Origin of the sequence: Streptomyces sp. NPDC058662 (assembly GCF_042716255.1) — a bacterium.
Classification (GTDB): domain Bacteria; phylum Actinomycetota; class Actinomycetes; order Streptomycetales; family Streptomycetaceae; genus Streptomyces.
This window is the reverse complement of the sequence record NZ_JBHXRU010000014.1, coordinates 55911-69376: the sequence shown is the minus strand read 5'-3', so window position 1 is coordinate 69376 and position 13466 is coordinate 55911. Positions and strand designations below refer to the sequence as shown.

At 74.3% G+C, this 13466-nt stretch carries 9 protein-coding genes and 1 pseudogene; 7 read left to right on the top strand and 3 right to left on the bottom strand.

The window, feature by feature from the left end; genetic code table 11:
- Nucleotides 1–634: 634 nt before the first annotated feature.
- Nucleotides 635–1731 (bottom strand): annotated as a pseudogene (locus ACFWUQ_RS08250) (pyridoxal-phosphate dependent enzyme).
- Nucleotides 1732–1928: 197 nt separating this feature from the next.
- Here ACFWUQ_RS08250 and ACFWUQ_RS08245 point away from each other — a divergent pair.
- The 7 genes from ACFWUQ_RS08245 to ACFWUQ_RS08215 all read left to right on the top strand — a co-directional run bounded on the left by ACFWUQ_RS08245 (nucleotide 1929) and on the right by ACFWUQ_RS08215 (nucleotide 10546).
- Entirely contained in the window at nucleotides 1929–3500 is a 1572-nt protein-coding gene (locus ACFWUQ_RS08245) for a S8 family peptidase (RefSeq protein WP_384534561.1), read from the top strand.
- A gap of 175 nt (nucleotides 3501–3675) precedes the next feature.
- Nucleotides 3676–4896, top strand: coding sequence for a septum formation family protein (locus ACFWUQ_RS08240; RefSeq protein WP_384534558.1), 1221 nt, complete (start codon nucleotides 3676–3678; stop codon nucleotides 4894–4896).
- Nucleotides 4897–5037: 141 nt separating this feature from the next.
- Nucleotides 5038–5790: a GntR family transcriptional regulator gene (locus tag ACFWUQ_RS08235; RefSeq protein ID WP_384534556.1), complete on the top strand. Its 753-nt coding sequence runs from the start codon at nucleotides 5038–5040 to the stop codon at nucleotides 5788–5790.
- 747 nt (nucleotides 5791–6537) lie between these two features.
- Nucleotides 6538–6723 carry an SPOR domain-containing protein gene (locus ACFWUQ_RS08230; RefSeq protein WP_384534554.1) on the top strand — a complete coding sequence of 62 codons (186 nt, stop codon included), beginning with the start codon at nucleotides 6538–6540 and terminating at the stop codon, nucleotides 6721–6723.
- 40 nt (nucleotides 6724–6763) lie between these two features.
- On the top strand, nucleotides 6764–7168 hold the full coding sequence (locus ACFWUQ_RS08225; RefSeq protein ID WP_384534552.1) for a (deoxy)nucleoside triphosphate pyrophosphohydrolase: 405 nt from the start codon (nucleotides 6764–6766) through the stop codon (nucleotides 7166–7168).
- A 153-nt stretch (nucleotides 7169–7321) separates the two neighbouring features.
- Entirely contained in the window at nucleotides 7322–7750 is a 429-nt protein-coding gene (locus ACFWUQ_RS08220) for an ATP-binding protein (RefSeq protein ID WP_384534550.1), read from the top strand.
- A gap of 237 nt (nucleotides 7751–7987) precedes the next feature.
- Entirely contained in the window at nucleotides 7988–10546 is a 2559-nt protein-coding gene (locus ACFWUQ_RS08215) for a SpoIIE family protein phosphatase (RefSeq protein ID WP_384534613.1), read from the top strand.
- Nucleotides 10547–10566: 20 nt separating this feature from the next.
- On the opposite strand, the gene ACFWUQ_RS08210 is transcribed toward ACFWUQ_RS08215, so the two are convergent.
- Together ACFWUQ_RS08210 and ACFWUQ_RS08205 are read right to left on the bottom strand one after the other, a co-directional pair.
- Nucleotides 10567–11307 (bottom strand): PspA/IM30 family protein, encoded by a 741-nt coding sequence (locus ACFWUQ_RS08210; RefSeq protein ID WP_384534548.1) that lies wholly within the window; start codon nucleotides 11305–11307, stop codon nucleotides 10567–10569.
- Nucleotides 11308–11353: 46 nt separating this feature from the next.
- Entirely contained in the window at nucleotides 11354–13396 is a 2043-nt protein-coding gene (locus ACFWUQ_RS08205) for a TPM domain-containing protein (RefSeq protein ID WP_384534610.1), read from the bottom strand.
- Nucleotides 13397–13466: the final 70 nt, after the last annotated feature.

Genomic DNA, 13466 nt, shown 5'->3' with positions numbered 1-13466 from the left:
CCCGTGCGCAGCGCCTCCCGATCCACAAACCCGGGCGGGGCTGGGGGTGTGCGGCGGGACGGGGGTGCGCCTGCGCCCTGCGGCGGTGGGGGTGTTGGCCTGGCGGGGCGCGCCTACGGGCTGTGGGTGTCCGGCCGGGCTGGGAATGCCTGTGCGGCTCAGGGATTGGGGCTCCGCCCCTGGCCCCCGCGCCTCAAACGCCGGCGGGGCTGAGGGGGTGACTGCGGGGGCTGGGAGTGCCTGTTGAGATGGGGGTGTCGGCGGGGCTTCGGGTGCCGGGCCGGGCTGGGGGTGCCTGTGCGGCTCAGGTTGGGGCTCCGCCCCTGGCCCCCGCGCCTCAAACGCCGGCGGGGCTGAAGGGGTGACTTCGGGGCTGGGAGTGCCTGTAGGGGCAGGGATGCCTGCGGGCTGTGGGTGACTGCGGGGCTCGGAGTGCCTGTTGAGATGGGGGTGTCGGCGGGGCTTCGGGTGCTGGGCCGGGCTGGGGGGCCTGTGCGGCTTGGGGATTGGGGCTCCGCCCCTGGCTCCCGCGCCTCAAACGCCGGCGGGGCTGAGGGGGTGACTGCGGGGCTGCGGGTGTCCGCCGGGGGCCGTCGCCGCCGCCGGGGTGGGGGTGGAGGTGGCCGGCGGGGGGTTATTTGGGGGCTGCGCCGCAGAGGGGGAGGACGGCTGTGCGGTCCTGGAGGGGGTTGGTGGGGGCTGTGGGGCCCACGGCCGCCCAGCAGGCCGCGGCCGTGGGTTCCGCCGCGAGGCCGCGGCGGGCCAGGTCCCGCTGGGCCTCCCGGAGTCGGTCGTCCGGGACGGTCAGGAAGGTGCCGCCGGACGCGCGGACCGCCGCCAGGATCTGCCGGGCGGGCGGCGGCGCCGGGACGGCGATCCCCTCGGCCGCGGTCGGCCGCTGCTCGACCGGCTCCGCGTCCCGCGCCCCCGCCTCGAACGCCCGCGCCAGCGGAGCCACCGCCTCCGCCTGGACCGCGATCAGCGCGGGCGGGCGGACCCCGCGCCGGGACAGCTCCGCCACGGCCAGCGCGGCGCCCAGCAGCAGGGTGCCGTTGCCGACGGGGACCACCAGGACCTCCGGCAGGCGTCCGCCCCACTCCTCCCAGATCTCGTACACGTACGTCTTCGTGCCGTGGAGGAAGTACGGGTTGAACACGTGGCTCGCGTAGAAGACCCCGGGCTCGTCGGCGGCCGCCCGCGCCGCCGCCGCGGCGGGCTCGCGGCCGCCCGGGACCACCCGTACGACCGCGCCGTGGGCCCGCATACGGTCGGTCTTCCTCTCGGACGTGCCCTCAGGCACGAAAATTTCACAATCCAGCCCGGCCCGCGCGCAGTACGCCGCCACCGCCGCCCCGCGTTGCCGCTGCTGTCCGCGACCACCCGCTCCGGGGCCAGCCGACGGGCCAGTTCCGCGAGCATCACCGCTCCCCGGTCCTTGAAGGAGAGGGTCGGCATCAGGAAGTCGAGTTTGGCGTGAATCCGCTCCGTCAGCGGGACCAGCGGAGTGTGGCCCTCCGCCAGGGATACCGAGAACGCCCCCGGCAGCGGGAGGGCGGGGGCGTACCGCCACAGGGAGCGGGGGCCGGTGGCCGGTTCCAGGGCGGTGGCCGGATCCGGCGTGAAATCGAGGTCCCACGGCCCGCCGCGGACCGGGCAGCACCAGGGCGCCGTGCGGACGTCCGCGCCGGTGCCGTCCCGCGCGCAGACGTAACCGGGGAGTGCGGGCGTCATGTGCGGAGCGCCTTTGCTCAATCATGGCCGGGGTGTGGCAGGGATGTTACGCCCCCGCCGTCCTCTTGTGAGTGGTGGCGGGGTGGGTCAACCTTTCGGTGGCGGCAGCCCGTTGGGCCATCTGCATTGTCATGCTCATGCCCTAAAGCGGTCGCCTCACCCCCCGCAGCGCACCACCTATGAGAAGGACACCTCACATGTCCGTGATGCGTCACACCCGCCGGAAAATCGCCGGCATCAGCGCGACCGCCGTCGTCGCCCTCGCGCTCGGCGCGGCCGCCTCGTTCCCCGCCTCGGCCGCCGACAGCGGCGCCCAGGGCGTCATCGAGAACGCGGGCGCCGCCGGCTCCATCTCCGGCAGCTACATCGTGACCCTGAAGGACTCCGCCGCCCGGTCCACCTCGGACAGCGGAAAGGCCGTCGCCAAGCGGTACGGCGCGAAGATCGACAAGACCTACAGCGCCGCCCTCAACGGCTACTCCGTCGAGGTCTCCGAGGCGCAGGCCAAGAAGCTCGCCGCCGACCCGGCGGTCAAGTCGGTCGCGCAGAACCGCGTCTTCACCGTCGACGCCACCCAGCCCAACCCGCCGTCCTGGGGCCTGGACCGCATCGACCAGCGGGCCCTGCCGCTGAACCAGAGCTACACCTACCCGGACAAGGCCGGCGAGGGCGTCACGGCGTACATCATCGACACCGGTGTCCGCATCACCCACAGCGACTTCGGCGGCCGTGCCTCCTACGGCTTCGACGCCGTCGACAACGACAACACCGCCCAGGACGGCCACGGCCACGGCACCCACGTCGCCGGCACCGTCGGCGGCGGCGCGTACGGCGTGGCCAAGAAGGCGAAGATCGTCGGCGTGCGCGTGCTCGACAACAACGGCTCGGGAACCACCGCCGGAGTCGTCGCGGGCATCGACTGGGTGACCCAGAACGCGGTCAAGCCCGCCGTGGCGAACATGTCGCTCGGCGGCGGTGCCGACGCCACCCTGGACGCGGCCGTGCGCAACTCCATAGCCGCCGGCATCACCTACGCGGTGGCGGCGGGCAACGAGTCCACCAACGCCAACACCAAGTCCCCGGCGCGCGTCGCCGAGGCCATCACCGTCGGCGCCACGACCAGCACCGACGCCAAGGCCAGCTACTCGAACTTCGGCACCATCCTGGACATCTTCGCGCCGGGTTCCTCCATCGTGTCGGCGTGGAACTCCAGCGACACCGCCACGAACAACATCTCCGGTACGTCGATGGCCTCCCCGCACGTCGCGGGCGCGGCCGCCGTCTACCTCTCGCAGAACCCGGCCAGCACCCCGGCCCAGGTCGGCACGGCCCTGGTGAACGCGGCCACCCCGAACGTGGTCGGCAGCCCGGGCACCGGCTCCCCGAACCGCCTGCTGTACATCGGTGACGGCGGTACCACCCCGCCCGGGAAGCGCTTCGAGAACACCGCCGACTACGCGATCAACGACAACGCCACGGTCGAGTCCCCGATCACCGTCAGCGGCGTCACCGGCAACGCCCCGGCGACCCTGAGCGTGCCGGTCGACATCAAGCACACCTACACCGGTGACCTCAAGGTCGACCTCGTCGCTCCCGACGGCACCGTGTACGTCCTGCACAACCGGTCCGGCGGCAGCGCGGACAACATCATCCGGACCTTCACCGTGAACGCCTCCGCGGAGGTCGCCAACGGTGTCTGGAAGCTCCGGGTGAACGACAACGCGAACATCGACACCGGCAAGATCGACTCCTGGGCGCTGCAGTTCTGAGCGCGGTGAACTGACCGTACCGACAGGGCCGTAGCCGCGGCCGGGCGCACGGGACCACCACGCCCGGCACGGTGCACGGAGCGGTGAACAGGCGGGGGCGACCGGCGTACCGGTCGCCCCCGCTGCGTACTATTCGCGCAGTCGTTCGCACTCCCCGTGATGGAGCCCTCACCCCGTGAGCACCCCGCCGAGTCCGCCCCCCGGCCCGGGCCCCTCCTGGCCCCCGCCGTCCCCGCAGTACGGGTGGGGTCCGCCGCCCGGACACGGGCGGCCGCCGCAGCCGCCGCTGAACGGGTTGGCGCCGGCCTCGCTCCTCGTCGGCCTGCTGTGCCTGCCGCCCCTGGGGGTCGTCCTCGCCGTCGTGGCCCTCGCGCAGATCGCCCGGAAGCGGGAGCGGGGCAGGGCCCTCGCGGTCACGGGCCTGGCCGTCTCGGTGGCGATGACGGGCGTACTGGCCCTCACCGCCGGGCGGGTGGTGGCGGCGGTCGGCGACCGGCTCGACCGGGCGGGCGCGCACACCCGCGTCGAGGGCGTACTCGTGGACATCGGCGACCTCGGGGCCGGCGACTGCTTCAACGTCCCGGGCGCGGACCTGTCGGAGGACCGGCCCCTGATGTACGCGGTCGACTGCGCCTCCCCGCACCACGGCGAGGTCACCCGTGCGGAGCGGCTGGGCCCCGCGCACGGCCCCGGGACGGCGGAGGCGGCCCGCGCGCTGGAGGACGTCTGCTGGAAGGCGCAGGACGAGTACGCGATGGACACGTGGGCCCTGCCCGCGTACGCCGACATGTACTACTTCGCGCCTTCGCGCGACTCCTGGCGCCAGGGGGACCGGCAGCTGCTGTGCGTGATCGGCACCACCGAGCGCGAGCGCCGCGGCAGCCTGCGCAGGGACGCGGGCACGCTGAGGCCGGAGCAGGCGGCCTTCCTGCGGGCGGCGAACGCCGTCGACTTCGTCCTCGGCCGGCCCCCGGACGGCGACGTCGACGACGCGCTCGACGAGCACCGGGCCTGGGCGCGCGAGGTGTACGCGGCGCTGGGCGAGGAGGCGCGGACGCTGGAGCGCGAGCGCACGCGGCCGGGGCTGGAGAAGGCGGTCCAGGCGCAGCTCCAGGCGCTGGAGACGGCCCGTGCGGGCTGGCAGCGGGCCGCCCGGGCGCACACGGCCGAGGAGTTCGAGGAGCGGTGGGAGCGGGCGGCGGGCACCCTGCCGTGGCAGACGGAGCGGGATCTGCGCGGGGTGTACGGGCTGTCGACGACGGTGCCGCCGTGGGTGGAGCCGTCCCCGACCGTCCCCGGCGAACCGCGGGACCCCGGTGAGCCCGTCGACCCCACCGCCCCGGGCGGCGGCCGGAGCGGGGAGCCCGGCCGGGGGCCCTCCACCGAAGCGGTGTGACGTCGTCCGTCGGGGTAACGCGCGGTAACGGGTTTGAGTGACCTGGCTTCATCACTTCGGGTGAAACTCTGGCCCTTGCTTGCGATGTACAACCGTCGGTTGCCAGGGTGTAGCTGTCTGTCAACCTGATGGGAGTAGCCAGTGACTTTCGGTGAGCAGCCGGCCTATCTGAGAGTGGCCGGGGATCTGCGACGGAAGATCGTCGACGGTTCTCTGCCCCCGCATGCGCGGCTCCCCTCCCAGGCCCGGATCCGGGAGGAGTACGGGGTCTCCGACACCGTAGCGCTGGAGGCGCGCAAGGTCCTCATGGCGGAGGGGCTGGTCGAGGGCCGGTCCGGCTCCGGCACGTACGTACGGGAGCAGCCCGTCCCCCGCCGGGTCGCGCGTTCCGGCTACCGCACAGGGGGCACCTCCACGCCCTTCCGGCAGGAGCAGTCCGACTCGGGCGCGCGCGGCACCTGGGAGTCGAACAGCGAGCAGGCGTGCGCGCCGGCCGAGATCGCGCAACGCCTCGGCATCGAGCCGGGCGACCGGGTGATGCGGACGCGGTACGTCTTCCGCGACGCGGGCGAGGCCATGATGCTCTCGACCTCCTGGGAGCCGCTCGCCGTGACCGGCCGGACCCCGGTGATGCTCCCGGAGGAGGGCCCCCTGGGCGGCTCCGGGGTGGTTGACCGGATGGCGGCCATCGACGTGGTCGTGGACAACGTGGTGGAGGAGGTCGGCGCGCGGCCCGGCCTGGCGGAGGAGATCATGCTCCTCGGCGGGGTCCCGGGCCATGTGGTGCTCGTGATCGGCCGTACCTACTTCGCCTCCGGCAGGGCTGTCGAGACGGCCGACGTAGTGGTTCCGGCGGACCGCTACCGCCTGGCGTACCACCTCCCGGTGCGGTAACCGGGGGGCGCAACCGCCGCAACCGCCGCAACCGCCGCAACCGCCGCGGCCGAGCGCGAGGTGACGGGCGGTCACGGACGGCGGCCCGCGTCGCGCCGTGCGCCCTGCGCCGGGCCGCGCGCCCCGCCGGGTGCGGCGGGTGCCGCCGCCCCGTCCCGCGTCCCGAGCGGGCCGGCGCCGCGCCGTCGACCCGGCCGGTTTCGGCGCGATGGTGATCGCCGCCGCCGCCCCGGCGCCCGCCTCCTCCGGCTCGTCCGGCGGATGCGCCCCGGCCTCCCCAACCCCCGCCGCGACCGGCCCGCCCTCCGTCGGCGGCCCTCGCGCACCGGGCTGACCAGGGGGAAGCGCCACCCGTCCGGGCGAGCGCACCCGACGCCCGGCCGTGGCCGTCGCGGACGTTGCCGCCCCGCACATCCGAACCGCCGGCGAAACGGCGTACGAACTCCCCGGCATCGTGGGCGACTCCGTCCGGTCCGGACCGGTCTGTTCCCTTTGCCGCCCCCGCGACCCGACCAGCGCGAACGGCCCCCGTACGGCTCCGAGGGCGGTGTGCCGGCGCTTTTGCCGCCCTCCGTGCGCCGGAGCTGAACCGGCGCGCGCGTCCCTCTCGTACGCATGGCCGGATGCGTACGCCGTGGGGTACCTCTTCGTGAAAAACCGTATCCGCTCAGTAAAGGTCGGGCGTAAGGTCGGGCATATGCGCACTGCGGTTTCCCGGGCAGGTACGTCGGCGGAGGGTGAAACGCGATGAACGAAAGCGGTGCCCTGCTCTCGTGGCTGGTCATACGTCAGGACGACAACGGCAACCGCTACCGGGTGGGCCGGTACTCCACCCGGGCCGAGGCCCAGAAGGTCGCCGACAGCCTTGAGGACAGAGGACACAAGCAGCTCTACTGGGTCGAGCGGATCGGTCAGACCGCCACGACGAACTGAGCGCCGCGGCTCCCCCGTCGGCGCGGCATAGGCTCTGCCCATGACTGTACGCGTGGTCGTGGGCGGAGCCCTTTGTCATGACGGCCGCCTGCTGGCCGCCCGCCGCAGTGCGCCGCCGGAGCTCGCCGGGCGCTGGGAGCTGCCGGGCGGCAAGACCGAGCCGGGGGAGTCCGTCCCCGACGCGCTGGTGCGCGAGCTGCGCGAGGAGCTCGGCGTGGAGACGGAGCCGCTGGAGCGGATCCCGGGCGAGTGGCCGCTCAAGCCCGGTCTCGTCCTGCACGTGTGGACCGCGCGGCTGCTCTCCGGGGTGCCGGCCCCGCTGGAGGACCACGACGAGCTGCGCTGGCTCACGCCGGAGGAACTGGAGTCGGTGGACTGGCTCGACCAGGACCGGCCCGCGGTCGCCGAGGCCGGACGGCGCCTGCGGCTGCGCGGGGGCGCATGACGCGCGCGGTGTAGGCCGTCTGTGCCACAGTGCGCCGGTGGTGGGGGACGGGGTGGTACGACGCCTTGATTATCGGGTATGCCCCCATTAATCCCTATCTCGTCCTCTTTTCGTCACCGACGAACCGGACTGGGGTCACCGCTGGCCCGGGAAGTGATCGGCGTGATCGACACAGACGGCGAAACCGCCGAGTGGGCGTTCCCCGCCGAGCCCGGTGCCGTCCGCACCGCCCGCCACGCCGTCCGCGGCACCCTGCACGCCTGGGGCCTCGAAGCCGTCGGCGATGTGACCGTCCTGCTGGTCAGCGAGCTCGTCACGAACTCCCTGCGCTACGCCTCGGGTCCCATCGGAGTCCGCCTGGTACGGCCGAAACCGGCCCCCGGCAGCACACCGGGCGCCGCCGCCCTCCGCGTGGAGGTCTCCGATCCCCTTCCGGATCCGCCCCGCGAACGCGTCGCGGAAGCCGACGACGAGGGAGGCCGCGGGCTCCATCTCGTCGCCGCCTCCTCCCAGCGCTGGGGGACCCGGCACGGGAAGTCGGGCAAGACTGTGTGGTTCGAGTTGGCTCTTCCTGGTGAGTAACAAGAGGAAGGGTGGCGGGGAGGCCCTCGGGCGGAGTCCGGGGGAGATCACGTGACATGGCTCGAAACGAACGAGACCGTGCTGTGATCGTGAACGCCGTGCCGTCCGGGGCCGTGGTGCTGAATACTTCGGTCATGGCCGGTCCGGTTGCGGTGAGCTGGAGGGGACGGTCGCGTGAGCGAGATACCTGCGCAGGCACATCGGGACGACGTGCCTCGCGAGACATGGCACGAGACCCTGTGGCACAGCAGTCCACCTGGCTCGATATATGACTACATAAAGGTCGCATCCTTCTCGATCGGGCCGGACGGGCTCATCGATCAGTGGAGCCTGCGCGCCGAGGAGCTCTTCGGCCTGACCTCGGCCCAGGCGGTGGGCCGGGACCCGGTCGACGCCTTCATGCCGCCCGAGCTGCGGGCCGACGGGCACCGCAGGGTCGCCGAGATCCTCGACGGCAAGGAATGGACGGGCCTGATCCCCTTCCGTGTCCCGGGCGGGGGCGGCGCGCACGGAGTGGCCGAGATCTATGTGATGCCCACCCAGACCGAAGCCGCCGAGCGGGCCGCGCTCTGCGTCGTCGTCGACGTCCGCGCGCTGCGTCGCATCGAATCCGATCTGGCGGCCTCACAGGCCATATTCGGTCAATCGCCCTTCGGCTTCCTGCTCTTCGGAACCGACCTCACCGTGCAGCGGGCCAACCGCCGCTTCGCCGCCGTCTTCGGCGGCGCCGCCGAGGAGCACCGGGGCCGCACCGTCCACGACTACCTGCCCGCGCACGAGGCCGACCGGATGGCCGACGCGCTGCGCCGGGTACTGGAGACTGGGGAGTCCGTCACCGATCTGCGGATCACCGGTGCCACCCCGCGCAGCCGCGACGACCGCCACTGGTCGATCAACCTCTACCGCGTGCACGGCGGCACCGGCCGGCCCATCGGCGTCGCCGGCATCGGCACCGACGTCACCCGCCGCCACCTCGCCGCCCGTGAGGCCGCCGGCGTCCGCCGCAACCTCGCCCTGCTCAACGAGGCCGGGCACCGCATCGGGAACTCCCTCGACCTGGAGACCACGGCCCGGGAACTCCTCGACGTGACCGTGCCCGGCTTCTGCGACCTGGCCGCCGTCGACCTGTACCAGGGGCTGCTGCTCGGCGACGACGACCGCCCCGCCCGGCCGCAGGGCCCCGGGGTGCCGTCGCTGCCGCCCGGACAGGGCTCCGGCCGCAGGCCCTCCGCGCCGCTGCGCCGGGTCGCCTTCTCCTCGGCCGTCTCCGACGCCCCGCTGTCGGGGCCGGATGCGCTGGTCTGCGTGGGGGAGATCCACCGCTACCCGGCGGCGTCCCCCGGCGCGCTCGCGCTGCGCACCGCGCGGCCCCGGCTGATCGAGGGCGGCGGGCCGGAGGACCTCGTGCAGTCCACGCTGGTCGTGCCGATGGTCGCCCACGACACGGTGGTCGGGCTCGCGCAGTTCTCGCGTACCAAGGGCAGCGAGCCCTTCGGCGAGCGCGACCGGGCCGTCGCCGTGGAGCTGGCCGCGCGGGCGGCCGTCTGCATCGACAACGCGCGGCTGTACCGGCGCGAGCACGAGCGGGCGCTGATACTGCAGCGGAGCCTGCTGCCCCCCGGCGACCCGGAGGCGGCGGGGCTGGACATCGCCTGCCGCTACCTGCCGGGGAACGCCGCCACCGAGGTCGGCGGGGACTGGTTCGACGTCATCGAGCTGCCCGGCCACCGTACGGCGCTGGTCGTCGGCGACGTGATGGGCCGCGGGCTGCGGGCCGCCGTCGCGATGGGCGAACTGAGGACCGCCGTACGGACCCTCGCGCTGCTGGACCTCGAACCGGCGGAGGTGCTGACCGCGCTGGACGAGATCGCCCGGGGGCTCGGCGCCCCCGGCGGATCCCAGCAGGCCTCGCGCGCCGCGCTGCACTCCCGTGACGCGGACCGCTCGGAGGTGTACCTCGCCACCTGCGTGTACGCGGTCTACGACCCGGTGACGCGGCGCTGCACGATCGCCAACGCGGGCCACATGCCGCCCGTACTGGTGGAACCGCCGGACGAGAGCGGGGAGCCGAGGCCCGCGCTGCTGCTGGAGGTCCCGCCCGGAATGCCGCTCGGGGTGGGCGGCGAGCCCTTCGAGGAGGTCGAGGTGGACCTGCCGGAGGGCGCGCTGCTGGCGCTGTACACGGACGGGCTGGTGGAGTCGCGCGACCACCCCCTGGAGGAGGGGCTGCGCGGGCTGCGCGAGGCGCTGACGGATCCGGTCCGGCCGCTGGAGGACGTGTGCGACCACGTGCTGAACACGCTGGACACCCGGCACGGGGAGGACGACATCGCGCTGCTCATGGCCCGGGTGCAGGGGCTGCCGCAGGACGCGGTGGGGGACTGGCAACTGCCGCGCGAGGCCCGCTCGGTGGGGCGGGCGCGGGAGCTGGCGCGGACCAAGCTGCCGGCCTGGGGCCTGGAGGGGCTGCTGGACACCACCGAGCTGCTGGTCAGCGAGCTGGTGACCAACGCCCTGCGGTACGGGGAGGGCGAGATCCGGCTGCGGCTGCTGCTGGACCGGACGCTGGTGTGCGAGGTGTGGGACGCCAACCTGGCGCAGCCGCGCCGGCGGCGGGCCCGTGACACCGACGAGGGCGGGCGGGGGCTCCAGCTGGTGGGCCTGCTGTCGGCCGGCTGGGGCACCCGGCGGACCCACCGGGGGAAGACGGTGTGGTTCGAACTGCCGCTGCCGGGGGCGGCGGTGGAGGCCGTGGCCGAGCTGTCGGCGGAGCAGCTGCTGAGCATGTACGGCTGACGGCCCCCGCCCGGGAGGGGTCAGGCCGCGCGGTTCTGCTTGAGGGCCGCGAGCCTGGCCTCGATCTCCGAGGCCTTGCCCAGGTCTTCCAGGGACTCGAACTGCGCGTCCAGCGAGGACGCCGCCAGCTCCTGCTTGCCCAGGGCCATCGCCTCCTCCCGGCGGACCTTCTCCTCGAAGCGGTTCAGGTCGCTCGTCGGGTCCATGACGTCGATGCTCTTCACCGCGTCCAGCATCGTGTTCTGCGCCTGCGCCGTCCGGGCGCGGGCCACCAGCTCGTCCCGCTTGGCCCGGAGCTCCGTCAGCTTGTCCTTCATCGAGTCCAGGCCCGACCTGAGCTTGTCCACGACCGCGGTCTGGGCGGCGATCGTCGGCTCCGCCGTCCTGGCCTCCTTCTCCGACTGCATCTGCCGGCCCAGGGCGACCTTCGCGAGGTTGTCGAACTTGTCGGCGCTCCCGGCGTCCCCCGCCCCGGCCCCCGCCGTCCCCGCCGTCCGCAGCTCGTCCGCCCTCCTGCTCGCCGCGAGGGCTTTCGCCCCCCACTCGGCCGCCGCCTCCACGTCCTCCTTGTGGTCCGCCTCCAGCATCCGCAGGTTGCCGATCGTCGTCGCGACGGCCTGCTCGGCCTCCGAGATGTTGTTCGTGTAGTCGCGGATCAGCTGGTCCAGCATCTTCTGCGGGTCCTCCGCCTGGTCCAGCAGCGCGTTGATGTTGGCCTTGGCGAGCTGGGTGACGCGGCCGAGGATGGTCTGCTTGCTCATGACGGTCATCTCCTGGTGAGGGGTGGGTCTCTCACGGTGGCGCGGTTCAGAAGCGGCCGCCGCCGCCCATCCGGCCGCGGGTCCCGCCGCCGCCGAAGGAGCCGGGCCCGCCGCCTCCACCGAAGCCGCCGAAGCCGCCGCCCCCGCCGAAGCCGCCCCGGCCGGCGCCGCGCAGGATCTCGCCGAGGATGATCCCGCCGAGTACCGCGCCGCCCTGGCCGCCGCCGGCGCGCCGGCCTCCGTAGGGGTCCTGGAACCCCCGTACGTCCTGCTCCGCCAGCTGCTGGGCCTGCCGGGCCAGCGCGTCCGCCTGCTGGGCCTCCGCCAGGGCCCCCGCCGGGTCGGCGTCGGCCAGGGACACGGCCCGCTCCAGCCGGCGGCCGGCCTCGGCCAGCCGGGTGCGGGCCTGGCTGCCGATCGCGCCCCGGCTGGTGGTGATGTAGTCGGCGGCCGCCCCGATCGCGCTGCGGGCCGACAGCATGGCCTGGTCGAGCAGGGCGACGGCCCGCTGCCGGCCCGACTCCCGCTCCCGCGCGCCGGCCAGCGCCTCGTCGAGGGCCGCGTCGGCCTCCTCCACGCGCCGCAGGGCGTCGATCGGGTCGTACCGGCCGGCCGTCTGCTCCTGCCGTACGTCGGCCAGTACGGCCTCGGCCCGGCCGATCCGGCCGCTCAGGTCCGCCGTCGAGGTGCCTTCCGCGGTACCGCTGAGCAGCCCGCGCGCGTCCGCGAGGTCGGTCTCCGTCTCGTTCACCGCGCCCGGCAGCCTGCCGGCCGCCTCCGCCAGCTCCTGCGCCCGCCGCTCGACCGCGTCGACCAGGGTCGCCGCCTGGTCCACCGCGCCCTCGGCGGCCCGTACGTGCACGGCGGCCCGGCCGTTGTCCCCGCTGTCGAGGGCCGCGCGGGCCTGCTGGAGGCTGGTCGTCGCGAAGAGCAGCCGGTCCTCGGCCTGCCCGGCGTTGGAGGCGACGGGCGCGGACGCCGAGTCCGCGTACCGGCCCGTCAGCGCGGTCAGGGTCGCCTCCGCGGTGGTGGTGCGCCCGGACAGGGCCCGGAAGTGCTCCTCGACGGTCGCCAGAGCCTGCGGGGCGTTCTTCTCCAGGTCCCGCAACCGGTCGAAGGCCGCCGACTCGGAGTCGAGCCGCCGGTTGGCCTCGGTGCAGCGGGCGACGATCTCGTCGAGCATCCGGCGCCGGGTGGCGTCGTCCTCCGGGTAGGCGTCGTCGAGCTGCTGGCGCAGCCGGAAGGCATGGGTCAGCTCGTCCTTCGCGAATTCCAGCGCCCGCGTGAACGGCCCGACCGTTTCCTCACCGAACTGCGCGGAGGCGAAACCGAGTTCCTCGGTACTGGTGCGCACCGCGTCGTCGGTCTCCACCAGCAGTTCTTTGGCCCCGGCGTCGAGTTCCGGCAGCGGCAGCCGGGTCGTCGGCGCCCCGCCGCCGTCGCCCCAGCCCTGCCCGGTCGCCGTACCGCGTCCGTCGCCGCCCCCGCGCTTGCGGCGGGTGTAGGCGTACGCCCCGAGGGCGCCGGCCGCGCCGACGGCGACCACGGGGAGCACGAAGTCCCCGGCCCCGCTCCCGCCGCCCGCCGCGCCGCCCGCGCCGCCCGGGTCGGGCGGGCCGGGGGTGACGGCGGGTACCGGTACGGGCTGCCCGCCGAGGACGGCGGCGTAGCCGTTCGCGGCGCCGATCGCCGCGCCGGCCCAGTCGTTCTGCCGCAGCGCCGGTTCGACAGCCGTACGGGCCACCTCCGCGAGCTGCTCCTCGGTGAATCCGGAGTCGACGGCGGCCGAATAGGCGTACTGGCGGGCACCGGTCGCGACGGCCAGCAGGACGTCGTTCTGGCCGAGGCCGTTTTTCTCCGCCGTGGCGTCGGCCCAGCTCTGGGCGGAGCGGCCGGAGAAGTCGCGCACATAGGCCACGAAGAGCTGGATCCGCCGGTCGGCGTACAGCCTGTCGAGGGCGTCGGTGACGGCGGCCCTCCGGTCGCCGAGCGCGCCGACCCGGTCGGTGATCTGCCCCTGCCGCGCGAGGTCGACCGGATCGTCGGCCCGGGCGGGCGGCGCACCGGCCGGCGCCGGGCCGCCGAGCACCAGCAGCCCGGCGGCCAGGGCGAGCGCGGCCCGTACGGATACGCCGGCGGCGGTGCGCCGTTGCGTCCTG

Excerpts from the sequence above, each read along its gene's own strand:
- ACFWUQ_RS08210 (WP_384534548.1), bottom strand. The coding sequence starts at position 11,307 with ATGAGCAAGCAGACCATCCTCGGCCGCGTCACCCAGCTCGCCAAGGCC.
- ACFWUQ_RS08230 (WP_384534554.1), top strand. The coding sequence starts at position 6,538 with ATGAACGAAAGCGGTGCCCTGCTCTCGTGGCTGGTCATACGTCAGGAC.
- ACFWUQ_RS08245 (WP_384534561.1), top strand. The coding sequence starts at position 1,929 with ATGTCCGTGATGCGTCACACCCGCCGGAAAATCGCCGGCATCAGCGCG.
- ACFWUQ_RS08225 (WP_384534552.1), top strand. The coding sequence starts at position 6,764 with ATGACTGTACGCGTGGTCGTGGGCGGAGCCCTTTGTCATGACGGCCGC.